Raw genomic sequence first — 16,885 nt, forward strand, 5'->3', positions numbered from 1 at the left:
TGAGATTGGAGCGCTTCATGAGCACCACAACGATAGAAAAAACCACCCAAAACCGGGTCGCTTACCTTGCGGCACTGCGCACGAAATTCGCACCAATCTTTGCCCGCATTGTTGCCGGTGCCGCGGAACGCGATGCAACCCAGACGCTTGCGTACGCCGAGATCAATGAGCTTGCGGCCGCGGGATTTGGCGCACTACGAGTCCCCGGTAGCCATGGCGGTGCCGGGCTAAACCTGCCCGAGTTCTTTGAGCTGCTCACCGAACTGGCAACTGCTGACACCAATATTGCTCAGGCGCTGCGCGGACACTTTGCCTTCGTTGAAGATCGCCTCGTGGCCGTTGCGGATGATCAGCAAAGCATATGGTTTGAGCGTCTTGCTGCCGGAGAATTGGTGGGCAATGCGTGGACCGAGATCGGCACCGTGGCCCTCGGTGAGGTGAATACCAGAGTGAGCCCCGATTCTCACGGAGGATTTCGTGTCACGGGAGAAAAATACTACTCAACCGGTAGCATCTTTGCGCACTGGATTGACACCTATGCCCAACGAACCGACACCGGCGCACGGGTCATTGCAGTTGTTAATGCCAAACAACCAGAAGTCGTACTGCAAGATGATTGGGATGGGTTTGGGCAGCGAACCACGGGAACCGGGACCACCACGTTTAGCGGTGCAACGGTGCATGAGGCTCACCTCATCGATTTTGACACCCGGTTCCGCTACCAAACAGCCTTCTACCAGGTGGTACTGCTGGTGGTGCTGGCCGGAAGCGCACAGGCCGCGGCCAACGATTTTGCCGCAGAACTGAAATCACGCAAACGGACCTTTAGCCATGGCGCAGCCAGTGCGGCCAATGAAGACCCACAATTGCTTCAGATTATTGGTGAAGTCTCCGCCTCCGCGTTTGCCGCACAGGCAACGGTCAGGGCAACCGCGGAAGCCTTAGAGTCCGCCTACAACACGGCCGTGGGGTTGTATACGGGGAAGCACACCACGGAAGAGGATCTAGCAGCAAATGACGCCGCGGAGTTGGCCTCGGCCCAAGGCCAGGTGGTGCTGACTCCACTGGTGACCAATGCACTCTCAAGGGCCTTTGACGCCTTGGCGGCATCGGCAACCAGCACGGCCAAAAATCTTGATCGGCATTGGCGTAATGCGCGCACCGCGGGAAACCACAATCCGTGGGTGTTCAAGGCTCGATTGATCGGTGAGCATGCTGTCCATGGCCGCCATTTGCCGCGTGTCTGGGCGATTGGTGCCTCGGACAGTAAATAGTTCCGTGTCTTAGGGCCTTGAAATAGGAATACAGATACCCGCGGTTCTAGGCGCTTTGGCGACTAACACCGCGGGTACCTGGATGAATTTCAGCGGCTGCGCGTATTAGTGAGCGCCCGCGTATTCGATGTCTTCATCGGCGGGATCTTCGTACTCGATCTCGCATTCCGCGGGCTCGGCAAGCAAGAAAGCGATCGTCTTTTTGAAAACCGGTGGGATAGCGTAGTTCTCACCGATATCGATCAAACCTTCAGCGGCCATGATCTCGAATGCCGCCTCGGCCGCCATGATCTCAAGCTGATCGTCTCCGGCAAGCGTCTGGGTAACCATGCGGAGGTCTTCGACCGGGTAGCCATCCTCATACGCGGCCTCGAGCAGCAGAGCACCAATGAGCTCTCCGGTTCCGGAGTCATCGAACTCCTCTTCGTCGTCTAGCTCATCAAACTCTTCATCCAACGGTTGGCCTAGGTTGCAGAAGCGAGTGTAGATAACTAATGCAAGATCCCTGAGCAAAGCTATGGACATGACTTCGTATTCGGTGCCTTCGAGCCCGACACGAGGATCGTGCAGGATGGCCTTCGTAGCACTTAACTCAATGACTCCCAGCGCAGCCAAGGCTTCCCAATACAGATCCAATCGCTGAACATCGACCGCGCTGGACACTCGCAACGGTCCCTCTGGCTCAACACCGGGCGGGGTGGCATTGGAGGCCACCCCGATGGCCGAAACATCCAATGCTGCTGCGGCGCCCTCAATGTCCTTGCGAGTCAGCACGCCCTTGGACGTGACATCGCGTTTAGCACCAAACCACTGCATGAATGCGATCACACGTCGAGCCAGAGCGAGCTGGCTCAGCGTCCGGTAGGTGGTGTTTTGATCGAGCGCCGGAACCACCAAGACACGGTCGTCAAATTCGTCATCCGCGGCCTCATCAACAAAGTCCATGATGACTTCCTGGACAGCATCGAATTGTTCTTCGCTGGCGTTCCAACGCTCGGTGGCGCTGAGGAAGAGCGCGTACCCCAGCACAACATGGAGGATAAATTCGAAGTCGGCAGTGCTGCATTCCTCTTGCATGCGGCTCAGCGCGGCGACCAGCGATGACGGGAACAAGGAAGCGGTGTGGTCAACGGCGCCGCTTTCCGAGTACACGGTGAGGAATTTTTGAAGTGCCGGTACCGGGTCACCCATGGCATTGAGCGAGGAATTGCTGCGAATCCATTTGGCGAAGCTGGTCAGTATTTCATCGCCGCTGTTACGCGCCCGAAATTCGTCGATACTAATGATTTTTGCTGCCTTGGCGGAGCGCGCAGGGTGCCCCTGCTTGGCCTTCTTGGCTACCGACTTATTTTTCTTGGACATTGCCGCTCGCAATCATTTGAGGTACCGAAAACTCGGCGGGATTCCCACCAGATTATCAAGGCCACGCCCTATTTGATTCCTAGAAATCTAGTGGATGGGCCGATCTGCTCCCGGGCGTGCTCAAGACCATACGGTGAAGGTACTCCCTGTGACACGAGAACACGACACACTAGCTACTTCACCGCGATCGCATCCCAGACCAATTCGATTCCCGCAGCTACCCTTGCTTGCGCGGCTTTGGTTCCCCATTCACCGCGCACCACTCCTTGGTAGTAGCCAAGGCCATTGATCAAATCGAGGGCTATCTCAACATCGATATCTTTCCTGATCTGACCGTCTTGCTGCGCCCGGAGCAAAAGTTCGGTGAAGTCCTGACGCCTGCGCCGCACATGGCGTTCCCAATAGGAGCGCTGCAGAGCCGGATCACGCAAGCCCATAATGAGCCGCTTGGTGATCATCGCCATTGCACTGTCATCAATTGCCGTAACTCCTTGGGCATATCCCTGTAAAAGGGTCTCGCGCAGGGTATCGGCAGCAGGTTGGGGCAGTGGAACTCGATCAATATCCAGCGCCGCAACATTAAGCGTCCGAAGCGAGTCCCACCGACGATAAATTGCCGCTCGACTAACGCCGCTGCGCTCCACCAATTGGTTCAGCGTATACTCGCCCGCGTTGGCACTCTCGCTGATCAATTCGCGGGAGGCTTGCAGCACCCGACGCTCAATATCCGTGGCGCGCGGACGCCCCGGCCCACGCTTTGCCGTATGCGGGACCGGGGGAGCCGAATCTGTTCCGGGCAAAGGGGTCAGCCACCCACCACTAGCTTGTTGCGCAAACGTACCTCAAGCTCCTGGCCCAAACCCGCCTCACGCAGAATCTCACGTATGCCGCCGGCTGGCTCGAGAGCATCGATCATTGACTCCATGGTTGGAGCCTGAGCCCGAAGCAGCGGATGATCCGGCTCAAATACCTGGTGGTTATTTTCGTTTTCGGAGGCCTTCGCCGCAACGGCTAAGCGTCCCATCACCGCTGCAATATTTGTATCGGTGTGCGCATAGTCGGCGACGATGTCGTCACGCGATGCTCCCAACACCGTGAATATTGCTGCCGCCAGCATTCCGGTGCGGTCCTTGCCTGCGGCACAGTGGAACAGCGTTGCACCCGTGGAATTGGCAATGATGTCTAAGGCTGTGACAAAGGTGCCGGCTCTGTTGCTGAATGTTTGCGCGTACCAGGTACCCACGGCCTGAGCGGAATCAATGTTAGCCAAGGAATCACCTAGAGATTCGGGATCGGAGACATCGCTCAGGACGGGCACGTGTCTGTGTTCGATTCCCAGTGCGGAAAGGAAAGGCGAGACTGATTTCTTCAGTTCATCGGCCGAACGCAGGTCAATGATGGTGCTCAGCCCGGCTTGAGCTAGCGAACGAACCTGCGTTTCTGGGCTCAGCGAGATATCGTCGCTACGCCAGAGCATGCCGGGGATTATGCTGCCCCGAGCAAGTGGCACTCCGGATAGATCGCGCAGGTTTGCTAGGGGAGTGCGGGTAGCCTCTTCAAGATAAACCGGGGAGTTCATTAGGAAAGCTTCTTTCTGATCAAGGCACTGGCGCGGTCGATGATTGTCACAAGAACCACGATGGAGATGATGATGGCAAACATATGCCCGTAGTCGTATAGACGCATGGCATTAGTTAGTTCCAGGCCGATGCCACCGGCTCCGACCAAGCCGAGGACCGAGGCGCCGCGCACATTGCCCTCGAAAAGCATCAGCGTGTAGCTGACCAACAACGGCGAGGCCTGTGGCAGCACCCCGTAGGTGATGACCTGGCGGCGGTTGGCGCCGGTGGATTCAAGGGCCAGCAGGGGAGCGGGGTTCACCGATTCCATAGATTCGGCGTACATCTTGCCGATCGAGCCGATGGAACCCAGCACGATCGCCAGGATGCCGGCGAACGGTCCCAGTCCCACGGCGGAGACGAACATCAGCGCGAAGACCAGCTCCGGGATGGAGCGTAAGACATTGAGGAAGGCGCGCGTCGAACCGTAGAGCCAACGCGGGGCGATATTGGAGGCGGCACCGAACGCGATAACCAGCGAGAGCAGCGCACCGATTAGCGTGCCGACGATCGCCATCTGCAACGTTTCGACCAGTAGGTCGATAATGACCCCGATTTTCTCGAAGTTCGGCGGCCACATGCGCACCAGATAGTCGCCCATCTTCGGGATCCCGTCTAACAGCTTGGTGAAGCTGAACCCGGCCCCGCTCATTGACCAGAGCACCGCCGCGGCGGCGATAATAATCCCGAGGACCCCTCCGGCTCCGGGGGCCTGGAACGGACGGGAAAGCCGTAGCCGGTCTCGTTCATCGATGGATGAGGGTGCGGCCGATTCGCGGGTCAGCGTGCTGCCTTCTGGTTTATGCGCGGACATTGATCGGGTCCTCTCCGTAGATGCTTGAAACCATGTCATCAGTGAGCTCGGTGATGGATCCACGATGGGTTGCGGTACCGGCGTCGAGCGCCACAAAACGATCGGTGTAGCGTCGGGCTAGTTCCACAACGTGCAGGCTGACCACTACCGGAATGCCGTCTTCGTGGGCAATCTGGCGCATCAGCGAGAGCACCGAACCGGCCAAACGTGGGTCGAGGGAAGCCACGGGCTCGTCGGCCAGGATGATCTTGGGATCCTGCATCAGCGCCCGGGCGATAGCCACGCGCTGCTGTTGCCCGCCGGAGAGCGAATCGGCACGGTTATTCGCCTGATCGGCAAGCCCCACCCGATCCAAAAGTTCTAAGGCACGCACGCGTTGGGCGCGTGGGAAGAGTCCGAGCCGATTCAGGGGGCCCGCCGCGTGTAGCCCTCCGGTGAGCACGTTAGTCAGCGCGCTGAGCCGGGGTACCAGGTTGAAGTGTTGGAAGACGTAGCCAATATCGGAACGTACCGCGCGTAATTGCGCACCGTGCGCGCCAATGACCTCGGTTCCGGCCACGGACAGTTGGGTGGCGGTGGCCGGGGCCATGCCGGTGACGGCCTTCATGAAGGTTGATTTGCCGCTGCCGGAGTGGCCCAGCAGCGAGACGATCTCACCCGGACGTACATCAAGGGTGAAGCCTGTGAGCGCGGTGAAGCCGTTTTCATAGGTGACGGTGAGTTCCTTGGCCGCAAGTACTGCTGGTTCCAGGCTCAGTAGTCCGCCGGAAGATGTTTGCTGGGTGGAGACCAAAGGAGTATCGGGCCGGCTCACCGCATGTCCTCCAGATCTACTCCAACGTTTGCCGCGACGTCGAGCAGTGGCTGGTAGACCTCAATGCCCGGATCCAGGGTATAGGTACCACCCAGAGCCATATCCTTGAGTTTTTCATTGCCGGTCATTTGCTGGGGCATGGCCTCGGAGAGTTTGGCGCGTACCGCGGGGTCCATGTCCGTGGAAACCACGATGCCCACGCCCACCGGAAGTGGAGCGGTGGCGGCAATTTGCACCACGTCGTCGGCCTCAAAGGTGCCCGCGGTGATCAGTCGATCGGCGATCGAGGAACATGCGACATCGACCGAACCGTTGACCAAGGCAAGCATGGCGGTATCGTGGCCGCCGGCGAAGGTCGACTTGTAGTCGGTGCCGGCGACCATGCCGGCCTCGGTGAACATTGAGGAAGGCATGAAGTAGCCGGTGGCAGACCCCGGGTCAACGAATGCAACCTGCTTGCCGCGCACGTGTTCAAGGTTCTTGATGCCAGAATCCGGGCGGGCGTAGCAGAATGATGCCGGCTTGGTGGCGTCGGCCTCCCACACCACTAGCGGATCAACAGAACCGTTTTTGACGGCCAGCGCCGTGGAGAAGGGGCTCATGAATGCGACATCGACGTGTCCCTGGCGCAGGGCCTCGACCACGCCGAGGTAGTCGGCGGGCATTTCCTGATCTACCTGCAGCCCGGTGGCGGTGGCGATGATGTTTTTCATCTCGGTTGCCGCTTCATTGATATCCGCGTCTTCCGGGGATGGCGGCATCGCGAAGACCAACTTTTCGGTATTGCTCGCTGCCTTTGCGGGGGCCTCGGCGGCGGAGCATCCGGCTATGACCATGGTTCCAATGCCGACGATTCCGGCAACAGTCATGATTCGTTTGGTGTGGTGGCGTCGGGCGGAATGGCGACGGGCTGCGGTTGGTGGAGTTTTCATGCCGTGTCCTTTTCAAATCTGCGAGTCATCTTCTTGTCTCCAACCATGACGGCTCAAGGTGACAAGTAATTTCGAGACTGACGGACTCTAAATGGCGCGCAGATGAACATTCGGCGTTGGTGGAGCTGAACTCGGCGTAATCGCGGAAAACGAAATAGCTCCCCGATGCGGTTCTGCACCGGGGAGCTATGGCAAAAGATGGTTTATTGCGTTGCTTTAACGATTTGTCTGGTGCTTTGGGCTTGGGTCAAGAACCAGGACCATAATCCACTATTAGATCGAGGCGTGGGACTTAGCCGCCTGGATAAGTCCCATGACGCGAGCACGTACCTCGCTGTAACGCTCAAGACGTTTGGTCTCAATCTGGTTCCGTGGATTTGGTAGTAATGTTTCGATGTTCTCGGTCACTGAAGTGGGTGCTCCCGAAAGCACCAGAACTCGATCGGCTAGGTACACGGCTTCATCGATGTCGTGGGTAACAAATAGAACTGTTGTGTTGTATTCGTCGCGCAGTCGAAGCACTAGATCTTCAAGCTCAACACGAGTCTGGGCATCAACTGCTGCAAAAGGCTCGTCCATGAGCAGAACATCAGGGTTGTAAGCCAGTCCGCGCGCGATAGCGGCTCGCTGTTGCATGCCACCGGACATTTGCCACGGATAAAGCTTGCCCTTTCCTGCCAAGCCGACCGAGACTAAGGCCTTTTTGACACGCTCGGCTAGCTCTTCTTTGGGGAAGCGGCCCTCAATAGGGAGCATCACATTCTCTTGTACTGTCATCCACGGCAGCAGTGATCTGGAATAGTCTTGGAAGACAACAGCTAGTTTGGCCGGTGGCTCTGTAACTTCTACTCCCTCGAACATCGTTTTGCCTTCGGTAGGAGCTTGCAGCCCCGCGATGCATCGAAGCAACGTAGTTTTACCTGAACCCGAGGGGCCAACGATGCAGACGAATTCACCCTTATTGACAGTAAAATCGATGCCATCGAGGATTTGCGCTTCGCCGTAGCTCTTGCGTAGGCCCTCGACGGCCATGATGGTCTCGGTGGAGATTGTTGAGGTGCTCAAGGGGATCACGCTTTCTCGAGGGAGTTGTACATGCCGCGGTGCCAAGCCAAAACACGGCGTTCAATAAGGACGAAAACAAGTGTGGCAACATAGCCAAGTAGCCCAAGCACGATAGTCCCGGCCCATGTTTCAGGGACGGCGAAAAGCTGCTGCGAGTTCAACACGTAAAAACCGATGCCAGAGGTTGAAGCGAACATCTCGGAGACCACGATGAGAATGATTGACATCTGAAGAGTTACTCGCAAACCTGCAAATATCTGTGGTGAAGCCGCAGGCAATAGAACCTTGAAGATTCTCTTGGCTGGTGACAAACGGTATGACTTGGTCATATCAATGACCTGCAGGTCTAAGGCCCGAACGCCATCGATGGTGTTTAAAAGTGCTGGCCAGATTGCCCCTAACGCGATGACCGCTATGTTCATTGAAGCGCCAATGCCAAAGAGGAGTAGTGCGATGGGCAGGATTGCAGGCGGCGGGATTGCTCTGAGGAACTGGATGAGAGGGTCTAAGGCAGCATTGAGCCGTCGCGACAGACCGATCAGCATCCCCAGGAAGACCCCGCCCGCGGCTGCGATGCCGAATCCTACTAGGAATTTTCCGATGCTTGGGAGGGCATCGGTGACAAAACGCGGTCCCAACCAATCGCGTGCGAAAGTTTCGAGAATTAGTTCTAGCGGCGGGAAGTAAATGCTGGTGGAATTTGCTGAACCAAACCACCACGCAAGCAAAATCGTTATGGGTAACCACAGCAAGAGGCCCATGTCTTTGAACAGGGTACGCATTCTAGTGCTCCTTTGTGCGCTGCGAGGGGTGCCAGAACAGCAATGGTTTACTGATGAGATTGAAAACTCCGTTGATGGCCAAACCAAGCAGACCCGTGGCGAAAATATATGCGTACATGGTGGGCAAATCTGCCGAGTTTTGTGCCATAGCGATTTCTTGACCCATGCCGGTGGCTCCACCAATCAATTCGGCAACTACGGCGACGATGACCGCGATACTCGCGGCGACTCGCATGCCCGTCATCCCGAACGGTAAGAGCGTGGGTAGAAAGATCTGCCGGATGGTACGCCAACGACTCAAACGGTACGAGCGGGCGAGATCCAATTGAGTGCTATCCAATTCACGGGCGCCATAAACTACCTGAACCATGAATGGCCACAGGGCCCCCATCGTTACAAGGAAAACCTTCATAGTTAGTGACGGTCCCCAAAAGAGCAGAACCAATGGGAGTAACGCTACCGGTGGGATTGGTTTGAGAAATTCGAAGGTGAGAAGCGTGGAACGTTCGACCCATCGACTACGTCCAATTGCCATGCCAAATGGCAAACCGATCACCAGAACGATGACTAGACCGATAGCGGCCGCTGAGAGCGTATTTCCAACCGCTGTCCAGAATGTGGCACTTGCGAGTAAAGAGACCAAACGCAGAAGAACATCGCTAGCCGAAGGGAACGCGATTGTAGGCAGCATCCCCGTGCGCGAGAGGATCTCCCAGAGCAACAGGACAAAAACTACTGTGCCAAGGCCCCACATACTCTCGGCGAATCGAGCTCGACGACGTTGACTTGAAACAGCCTTGCCTAACGAGAATCCGAAAGCACTTGCACTCATGAGAGAACCAAATTCTCGGCAGGGATTGACTCAGTCAAGAAACCAGTTTCAACCATGACATCGGAAATCTCCATGAGGGTTTCCGGCTTCAGTTCGGTGGCGAATGTTGGAACGACCATCTTTTTGGCCAAGTCACTGTCCATATCCAACTTGGTAACCAATACGTCAACTAGGACTGAACGGTCCTGGTTTGCCAGCTGATTCGCCTTAATGAGAGCTCGACTAAAAGCATCTACTTCGGCACGATTCGACGCGATGAATTGTTTTGAAGCAAAGTAGACCGACTCTGCACCGGTGTTCTTGAACGCCAACGAATATAGGGGTGAGAGGAGACGTGCGCCTTGGCTAATTCCCATGGTTACAAATGGCTCAGCAACTGCAACTGCCCCGACACGGCCCTGATTGAGGGCTGCAAGTGCATCAGCCATGGGCATTGCCACGATCTGTACGGAGGCGGGATCAACGCCGGCTTCCTTCAAAATCTTGCTCAGGGCAATATGTGGCTGGGAACCTTGGGCATTCACTGCAAGTGTCTGTCCAGATAAGTCGGCCAATGATTTTGGTCCGTCTTGCTTAACAAGAACACCAATGGTGTCCTCAGCCGGGGTCGCTGGGTTGGCACCAGCCGGGGCGACGGCCAAGATTGGTAGCTTCTTGGAAACACCGTTGATGAAGGGTGTTCCGGCCGAGGTGCCGAATGACAGCTGGCCATTGATGACCGAAGGAACAATAGAAGCGGCATTTTGGATTACTTGCGTCTTCACTTCCAACCCCTCGGCTTTGAAGAAACCGTGATCTTGAGCGATATAGAGCGGCGCGAAGTGGGCAACAGGAATCATTCCGACGGTCAAAAGTCCTGAACCTCCGGTGCCTACCGAACCGTTAGCTCCAGCTGCTGGTTTGGATGATTCTCCGCCGCAAGCTGCTAGGAGCGGCATGGCAGCAAGGGCTCCGAGGAAAAGGCGACGTTTCATGGAGGGTCCTCCTCAGGACATGGCGGCAATGTTGCGGTCATCGCCGTTAAGTTGTTGTGATGTGGCTAACCAAACCATTCCAGCTCTCCTGTCATACGACAAGAATGTTTTTCTTGCCTACCTCATAGGTTTAACCAATGGCTTCCGTGTGGACCGATTATCCGACAGCCATGGACAGGAAGCGGCGCATGACTGCGCTGGGCTCTTCGCGGCGACTCCATACGATAGCGGATTCCAATACTGGTAAATCCTGCATGAGAGATCGCAGTACAACCCCGGGGCCGGGCATTGTGCGAACGGGCTCTGGTACAAGGGTGACACCAAGTTCCGCCGCGATCAGGGGCATTGCCGTGGGAACCGACTCAACAGTGCGTTCACGTTGAGGTCGAATGCGGTTATCCCGCCACGCATCGCGAATGATTTCGGGCAAACTTGCAACACCCAACGTGGATCTGGCCATGATCCACGTGGCTCCGTCCAGTTCGGCTAGGTCGAAGGGATCTGCCGCGCCGGCGTAGCTGGGCGGCAAGGCAGCGATGAGTGGAAACGAGCCCGCCCTAGCCACGTGCAACTCGTGTCCGTAGCGTTCGCGCAGTTCCGCAGTTTCGGTCACCGAGAGGACCCCTAAATCAGCTTTTCCTGACCGAACCGCGTCGAGCACATCGAGTGGGGCCGGTGAACTGACTGAGACGTCGACATCGGGCGCCACCGCGACGAACCTGCGCAATAATTCCGGCAAGCGCCCCCAGAGGAATGGGGATACTACGGCGAGCCGGAGATCTCCAACCCCACCTTCGTGGATGTGTCGCAAGCGTTCTCGAACATCCTCCATGGAAGCGAGGATCTCGTGAGAATGCTTGGTTAAAGCGTGGCCAGCTGGTGTGGGAACGACTCCACGCGCGGTGCGGGTGAGCAGGGTGACTCCGAGATCCTTTTCTAGCTGCCCCAAGGCGGCACTCAGTGGAGGCTGCGTCATATGCAGACGAGCGGCCGCCCTCGAGATTGAACCTTCCTCGACGATTGCCAGAAAATAGCGGAGTAATCGTGTATCCATACTCAAAAACTATACATGTCAGCATTTTTTAGTATTTGAACTATGGCTCAAGAATTGAAACGCTCGATCCATACCGAACGAGGAGTTCCTAATGGATCTGTTGGAGGAGCTGGGCGCCAAGTCCCAGCAACGTGCAAACATCGGCGGGCTGAACCGCCATCACATCGGTGGTCAGTGGGTGGAATCGGCTTCAGGTGCCGTTTTTACCGCGATCAACCCGGCAACGGGAGAGCGCATTGCAGATCTTGCTGAAGCGAATGCTGCCGAAATTGATGCGGCAGTTGATGCGGCACGAACCGCTTTAGAATCTCCCGCATGGGGTGGGATGCTGCCCAATCAACGTGGTGAATTGCTCTGGCGGTTGGCAGATCTCATTGATTTCCATCGTGACGAACTAGCTCGCCTGGAATCACTAGATCAAGGACAGCCGGTCGGGATTGCTGCCAATATGTCTGCAGCGGGAGCGGCAGCTCATTTCCGTTATTACGCGGGATGGACTACTAAGCTCGACGGGCGTGTTCCTTCGGTATCCCGCGCGGATGCCATGCTGTACACCCAACGTATTCCAGTCGGTGTATGCGGGTTGATCACCCCCTGGAATTTCCCATTGCTCATTGCTGCATGGAAGCTTGCCCCGGCGTTGGCAACGGGCAACACGGTAGTGCTCAAGCCAGCCGAACAAACCTCCCTGACAACGTTGCGTTTGATGGAAATTATGGAGGATGCAGGTTTCCCCCGTGGCGTTGTTAACGTAGTCACCGGCGGAGGATCGACCGGACGCCTGATGGTCGAACATCCTGGAATCGACAAAGTCTCCTTCACCGGCTCAACGGCCGTAGGTCGCTCAATTGTCCGGGGCGCGGCAGGTAACCTCAAACGCGTCTCGTTGGAACTCGGCGGAAAAGCGGCCTCCATAGTGTGCCAGGACGCCGATCTGGAAAAGTCAGTTCCCAAAAACATTGCAAACGTAACGAATAACTCCGGACAGGTTTGTGGAGCACTATCTCGTTTCTATGTCCACGAATCGCGTTATGAGGAATTCGTGGAGCGTTCTGCGGCAATACTTGGCGGGCTGAAGATTGGTCCGGGCCTAGCCGCTGGAACACAAATGGGTCCGTTGAACTCCGAGGAACACTTGAATCGCGTTGATTCCCTGGTTGCCGGCGCTCTTGATGCTGGTGCACAAGCGGTGGTCGGGGGCGGACGCTTGGGTGGTTCCTTGGCCGCGGGAAGCTTTTATGCCCCGACGCTACTTACCGGTGTCGAAGAATCGATGGACGTGGCACGCGAAGAAATCTTTGGTCCCGTCATGCCGGTGATGACGTACTCCGATGAAGAAGAAGTCTTGGCTCGAGTCAACGATTCTGAATATGGTCTCTCCGCTTCGGTCTGGACGGAAAACCTCGGGCGTGGACATCGAATGGCGCAGCGTATTTCGGCTGGTGCTGTACGAGTAAATACTGTTTCGGGGCTAGACCCGGCAGCACCCTGGGGAGGCTTACGGTCCTCAGGCTGGGGCCGCGAGATGGGCGAAGAAGCGTTAGAAGCTTACACGGAAGTAAAAGCAACCTGGATCGGATTGGACTAAAGCAGATGAAATTCAAGGCAGCAGTACTCGATGAAATTGGTGGAGAATGGGACGTTCGAGAAATTGAACTCCACGACGAGATTCGTCCCGGAGAAGTTCTTGTCCGTATGGGTGCTGCGGGTCTATGCCATACCGACGAACATATTCGTCATGGTGAACTTCCGGCACGCCTTCCGCTGGTTGGCGGCCACGAAGGCGCTGGCATCGCGGTTGCGGTGGGGGAAGGCGTTCAAGGAATTGAGCCGGGGGACCACTTAGCGTTTACCTTTAGGCCAAGCTGTGGCCTATGCCGTTTTTGCGTCGATGGAAAAGCAAACCTATGTGTTGAGATCGCCAAGGTGCAAGCCGGTGACGCCGCTCCTAGATTCCACGAAAATGGCGTTCCGCTGAATGCTCAGAGCCTCATTGGCACGTTCGCAGAACACTCAATCGTTCCGGCAACTTCCTGTGTGGTGATTCCTAAGGACATACCTATGGCCGTTGCTGCGCTGCTGGGATGCGCAATTCCCACTGGTTACGGGGCAGCAGTACATGCCGGACAGGTAAAGCCCGGAGACCACGTAATCGTGATCGGGATGGGCGGCGTCGGCACCAACGCGCTTCAAGGCGCTCGCGTTGCCGGCGCGGCTACCGTTGTCGCGGTGGATCTCTCGGAGCAGAAATTGGACCTAGCCAACGATTTTGGAGCGGATGCGGCTTTCACCTCGTTGGCAGAGGCGAGCGCATTCATCCAAGAAGCTACGGGCGGCCGCAAAGCAACGGTTGCCATTATTACGGTGCCGGTAGCCGCAATTGCGAGTGCTGCGCTGGCCGAATTGGAACAGGGTGGTCGACTAGTGCTGGCGGCCTTGGGAGATCCGGAAAAGTTCCGTTTGGAACTTCCGGTGAATTATTTGGTCATGAACGACATCACCGTACGTGGCACTGTCATGGGTTCTGCATCTCTGCGACGCGATATCCCGACCATCTTAAATCTCTACCGTCAAGGAAAGTTCAAGCTGGATGAACTCATCAGCCACCGATATCGGCTTGATGAGATCAAGGAAGGCTACGCGGAATTGGGACGCGGTGACGTAGTGCGTGCTGTTGTTGAGTACAACTAGGGAAGTCCTGCCCGAGTAATACGGACTCGGCCAGTTTTAGTGAACTGCGCTCCGAGTTGTAGATCATGCGGGGTGTCCCGTTGTCTTGAGACGAGACACCCCGCGTGTGCGCTCTGCATTGCGCATTTGGGCACGCTAGGCAGGGCAGGAGGGTGCCGCAAAAACCATGCATAAGTAAAACCGATGAACAAGGTTGATAAAAACAGTTTTACGAATGTAGTGCAGGTCACGCATGCTGGTTAGTAGAAGAATCATCCCTTTTACAACAAGGAGCCAGGCACGTGCACAACACAACCCTGAAACCCCACGTGGTTACGCTGGGCACCGCGGGCGGGCCACGCTGGTGGACCGGCGAAAATGCTGGCAAGCGCGCAGGAATCTCAACGGCGGTAGTTGTCGGTTCAACCGTGTACCTGGTCGATGCCGGAACCGGCGTGGGAAACCAGCTCATGAAGGCGGGCTTCAGCACCGCCGACGTGCGTGGAATCTTCCTGACCCACCTGCACTCGGATCACACTATTGATCTTGCATCGCTTGCCATCTTCGGTCTGTTTACGCTCAAGGATGGGCAGGCTCCGATCCATATTATTGGTCCGGGCGACCGCGGCATGTTGCCACCGGTCTCACCGCGTGCCAAGGTCCCGCCAACACCGCTTTACCCGGCAAATTCAACTCCGGGTACCGCGAGCATGTTCAGCCACTTGATGCAGGCCTACGCCACGGATTTGAATGACCGAGTCATTGACGCGCTGCGGCCTTCCCCGCTGGACCACTTCATCGCACGTGATATCAAGATTCCCGAAGGAACCGACTATCACGCAAATGAAAATCCGACCCCGGAGAACTTCGAACCGTTCGAGATCTACCGTGATGAGCTGGTCACCGTGACCGCAACCTTGGTCAAGCACCCACCGATTGCCCCGGCCTTCGCCTTCCGCTTTGACACAGTAGAAGGATCGGTAACGATTTCTGGGGACACCGCACCATGTGAAAACCTTGTCACGCTGGCCAAAGACACCGATCTCTTGCTTCATGAAGCCATCGATTTTGACTGGGTCGAGCGTGCCTATGGCAGCATCGGTACCGAAGCCGCACAAGCATCCATGGATCACCACCGGCTTTCGCACACCTCGGCCGCGCAGGCTATCGATCTAGCAGAACGTGCGGGGGCCCGTACGCTGGCCTTGCACCACTTGGTTCCCGGTACTACACCGATTGAAGTCTGGCGCTCCCACGCTAAAGACTTCGCAGGCACCTTCCTTGTTCCCGATGATTTGGATATCATCTCCTTTGCAACCCAGCACGCAGAAATGGTGGCTTCCCGATGAGTCGAAATTCAGTCGCCGCACACGCGAAAGAACAACTAGAAGTCCCCTCGCTGAACTCCCCACAGATGCGCCGAATCTTGGCATCATCCTTCATTGGCAGTGCCATCGAGTTCTACGACTTCATCCTGTACGCAACGGCAGCATCGCTCGTTTTCAATAAGGTCTTCTTCGTAAACCTTCCCCCTTCGGTTGCCCTTTTCGCATCCTTTGCGACCCTCGCCGTAGGCTATCTGGCGCGACCGCTCGGTGGCATCGTCTTTGGACACTTCGGTGACAAGCTGGGCCGCAAGGGTGTGCTCATCACCTCCATGGTCATGATGGGTGTAGCCTCAACCATCATTGGCCTGCTGCCACCCACCGCACAGGTGGGCATGATCGCACCGATCGCGCTGATTGTCCTACGCATTGTCCAAGGATTGGCCGTAGGTGGTGAATGGGGTGGCGCTATGCTGATGGCGCTTGAACACGCTCCTAAGGAACGCCGCGGATTTGCAGCAAGTTTTGCAAACATGGGTGGCCCGGCAGGCGCCGTTATGGCAACGTTGGCTGTCTCTGCCGTATCGACACTTCCCAACGATCAATTCTTGGCGTGGGGTTGGCGTATCCCGTTTATTGCCAGCATTCTGCTGGTTGGCATTGGTTTGGTGATTCGTCTCAAGGTTGCCGAGTCCCCATTGTTCCTTGCGCTTGAAGACAAGGCCGAGGAAAAGAAGATCCCACTGATGCAGGTACTGACCAAGTACCCCAAATCAGTGATCATGGGCACCTTGGTGGGCATGAGCTCCTACACGGTTCAGGGACTGATGACGGTTTGGGCGATCTCCTATGTAGTTGAAGAAGCCGGTATGGATCGTACAGCCGTGCTTAATATCAAGGCGGTTGGTGCAGCGCTGACCATCGTTGGTGTGTGGATCGCAGCCCGTTATTCGGACCGAATCGGACGCCGCCCGGTCATGATGGTTGGTATCATCTCCGGTGCCGTGCTGGCCTTGCCGATCATGTGGATGCTGCAGCTTGGTGAACTCTGGCTCTTTGCCATCGCTTTGTTCCTGGCCAATGGTTTGGTCCAGGGCACGATCTTCGGCCCGTTTGGTGCCTTCACCGCCGAGCTGTTCCCAACCCGTATTCGCTACACCGGTGCCTCACTGGTGTACCAGCTTTCCTCGACACTTGGTGCCGGGTTTACCCCGATGATTGTTGCAGGATTGGTGATCCTCGGTGGAGGAACATTATGGATTGCTGGGGCCGTCTGGGCCGGTGCCTTCATTGTTGCAGCACTTGCCATGCGCAGCATGAAGGAAGGCAAAGACGCCGATCTTAACGCCGAACATATGTAAGGCACAA

16 protein-coding genes are annotated in these 16,885 nt (G+C 56.6%); 5 read left to right on the forward strand and 11 right to left on the reverse strand.

Going from position 1 to position 16,885, the window contains the following annotated elements; genetic code table 11:
- Positions 1-17: 17 nt before the first annotated feature.
- Positions 18-1,274: an acyl-CoA dehydrogenase family protein gene (locus CQ018_RS06305; protein WP_105549129.1), complete on the forward strand. Its 1,257-nt coding sequence runs from the start codon at positions 18-20 to the stop codon at positions 1,272-1,274.
- 105 nt (positions 1,275-1,379) lie between these two features.
- Here the strand turns inward: CQ018_RS06305 and CQ018_RS06310 are convergent, their stop codons facing one another.
- From CQ018_RS06310 to CQ018_RS06360, 11 genes are all read right to left on the reverse strand, one after another.
- A complete protein-coding gene (locus tag CQ018_RS06310; RefSeq protein ID WP_105549130.1) occupies positions 1,380-2,636 on the reverse strand; it encodes a hypothetical protein in 1,257 nt (418 codons plus the stop codon).
- A 173-nt stretch (positions 2,637-2,809) separates the two neighbouring features.
- Positions 2,810-3,436: a TetR-like C-terminal domain-containing protein gene (locus CQ018_RS06315; protein ID WP_181149764.1), complete on the reverse strand. Its 627-nt coding sequence runs from the start codon at positions 3,434-3,436 to the stop codon at positions 2,810-2,812.
- Positions 3,437-3,441: 5 nt separating this feature from the next.
- Positions 3,442-4,215 carry a tyrosine-protein phosphatase gene (locus CQ018_RS06320; RefSeq protein WP_105549132.1) on the reverse strand — a complete coding sequence of 258 codons (774 nt, stop codon included), beginning with the start codon at positions 4,213-4,215 and terminating at the stop codon, positions 3,442-3,444.
- Complete coding sequence (gene phnE / locus CQ018_RS06325) at positions 4,215-5,069, reverse strand: phosphonate ABC transporter, permease protein PhnE (RefSeq protein WP_105549133.1); 855 nt, start codon at positions 5,067-5,069, stop codon at positions 4,215-4,217. Before phnE ends, CQ018_RS06320 begins: the two co-directional genes overlap by 1 nt.
- A complete protein-coding gene (phnC, locus tag CQ018_RS06330) occupies positions 5,056-5,883 on the reverse strand; it encodes a phosphonate ABC transporter ATP-binding protein (RefSeq protein ID WP_258142417.1) in 828 nt (275 codons plus the stop codon). Before phnC ends, phnE begins: the two co-directional genes overlap by 14 nt.
- Positions 5,880-6,815 (reverse strand): phosphate/phosphite/phosphonate ABC transporter substrate-binding protein, encoded by a 936-nt coding sequence (gene phnD / locus CQ018_RS06335; protein WP_105549134.1) that lies wholly within the window; start codon positions 6,813-6,815, stop codon positions 5,880-5,882. The genes phnC and phnD overlap by 4 nt, the downstream gene beginning before the upstream one ends.
- A gap of 273 nt (positions 6,816-7,088) precedes the next feature.
- Positions 7,089-7,889 (reverse strand): ABC transporter ATP-binding protein, encoded by an 801-nt coding sequence (locus CQ018_RS06340; RefSeq protein ID WP_374954179.1) that lies wholly within the window; start codon positions 7,887-7,889, stop codon positions 7,089-7,091.
- Complete coding sequence (locus CQ018_RS06345; RefSeq protein WP_105549135.1) at positions 7,886-8,662, reverse strand: ABC transporter permease; 777 nt, start codon at positions 8,660-8,662, stop codon at positions 7,886-7,888. The genes CQ018_RS06340 and CQ018_RS06345 overlap by 4 nt, the downstream gene beginning before the upstream one ends.
- A 1-nt stretch (position 8,663) precedes the next feature.
- A complete protein-coding gene (locus tag CQ018_RS06350) occupies positions 8,664-9,494 on the reverse strand; it encodes an ABC transporter permease (protein WP_105549136.1) in 831 nt (276 codons plus the stop codon).
- Positions 9,491-10,468 (reverse strand): ABC transporter substrate-binding protein, encoded by a 978-nt coding sequence (locus CQ018_RS06355; protein ID WP_105549137.1) that lies wholly within the window; start codon positions 10,466-10,468, stop codon positions 9,491-9,493. The genes CQ018_RS06350 and CQ018_RS06355 overlap by 4 nt, the downstream gene beginning before the upstream one ends.
- A 157-nt stretch (positions 10,469-10,625) precedes the next feature.
- Positions 10,626-11,522 carry a LysR family transcriptional regulator gene (locus CQ018_RS06360; RefSeq protein WP_105549138.1) on the reverse strand — a complete coding sequence of 299 codons (897 nt, stop codon included), beginning with the start codon at positions 11,520-11,522 and terminating at the stop codon, positions 10,626-10,628.
- A gap of 91 nt (positions 11,523-11,613) precedes the next feature.
- Here CQ018_RS06360 and CQ018_RS06365 point away from each other — a divergent pair, with 91 nt between their 5' ends.
- The 4 genes from CQ018_RS06365 to CQ018_RS06380 all read left to right on the forward strand — a co-directional run bounded on the left by CQ018_RS06365 (position 11,614) and on the right by CQ018_RS06380 (position 16,878).
- Entirely contained in the window at positions 11,614-13,110 is a 1,497-nt protein-coding gene (locus tag CQ018_RS06365) for an aldehyde dehydrogenase (RefSeq protein WP_105549139.1), read from the forward strand.
- Between the two features lie 5 nt (positions 13,111-13,115).
- Positions 13,116-14,213, forward strand: a complete 1,098-nt coding sequence (locus CQ018_RS06370; protein ID WP_105549140.1) for a zinc-binding dehydrogenase — start codon at positions 13,116-13,118, stop codon at positions 14,211-14,213.
- Positions 14,214-14,494: 281 nt separating this feature from the next.
- Positions 14,495-15,541, forward strand: coding sequence for an MBL fold metallo-hydrolase (locus CQ018_RS06375; protein WP_105549141.1), 1,047 nt, complete (start codon positions 14,495-14,497; stop codon positions 15,539-15,541).
- Positions 15,538-16,878 carry an MFS transporter gene (locus CQ018_RS06380; RefSeq protein ID WP_105549142.1) on the forward strand — a complete coding sequence of 447 codons (1,341 nt, stop codon included), beginning with the start codon at positions 15,538-15,540 and terminating at the stop codon, positions 16,876-16,878. The genes CQ018_RS06375 and CQ018_RS06380 overlap by 4 nt, the downstream gene beginning before the upstream one ends.
- The last annotated feature ends 7 nt before the right edge of the window (positions 16,879-16,885 follow it).

This window comes from Arthrobacter sp. MYb227 (genome assembly GCF_002975435.1).
GTDB lineage: Bacteria > Actinomycetota > Actinomycetes > Actinomycetales > Micrococcaceae > Paeniglutamicibacter.

Bases quoted from the DNA above. Each gene is read 5' to 3' on its own strand.
- CQ018_RS06305 (WP_105549129.1), top strand. From the start codon at position 18: ATGAGCACCACAACGATAGAAAAAACCACCCAAAACCGGGTCGCTTAC.
- CQ018_RS06310 (WP_105549130.1), bottom strand. From the start codon at position 2,636: ATGTCCAAGAAAAATAAGTCGGTAGCCAAGAAGGCCAAGCAGGGGCAC.
- CQ018_RS06320 (WP_105549132.1), bottom strand. From the start codon at position 4,215: ATGAACTCCCCGGTTTATCTTGAAGAGGCTACCCGCACTCCCCTAGCA.
- phnE (WP_105549133.1), bottom strand. From the start codon at position 5,069: ATGTCCGCGCATAAACCAGAAGGCAGCACGCTGACCCGCGAATCGGCC.
- phnD (WP_105549134.1), bottom strand. From the start codon at position 6,815: ATGAAAACTCCACCAACCGCAGCCCGTCGCCATTCCGCCCGACGCCAC.
- CQ018_RS06345 (WP_105549135.1), bottom strand. From the start codon at position 8,662: ATGCGTACCCTGTTCAAAGACATGGGCCTCTTGCTGTGGTTACCCATA.
- CQ018_RS06350 (WP_105549136.1), bottom strand. From the start codon at position 9,494: ATGAGTGCAAGTGCTTTCGGATTCTCGTTAGGCAAGGCTGTTTCAAGT.
- CQ018_RS06355 (WP_105549137.1), bottom strand. From the start codon at position 10,468: ATGAAACGTCGCCTTTTCCTCGGAGCCCTTGCTGCCATGCCGCTCCTA.
- CQ018_RS06360 (WP_105549138.1), bottom strand. From the start codon at position 11,522: ATGGATACACGATTACTCCGCTATTTTCTGGCAATCGTCGAGGAAGGT.
- CQ018_RS06365 (WP_105549139.1), top strand. From the start codon at position 11,614: ATGGATCTGTTGGAGGAGCTGGGCGCCAAGTCCCAGCAACGTGCAAAC.
- CQ018_RS06370 (WP_105549140.1), top strand. From the start codon at position 13,116: ATGAAATTCAAGGCAGCAGTACTCGATGAAATTGGTGGAGAATGGGAC.
- CQ018_RS06380 (WP_105549142.1), top strand. From the start codon at position 15,538: ATGAGTCGAAATTCAGTCGCCGCACACGCGAAAGAACAACTAGAAGTC.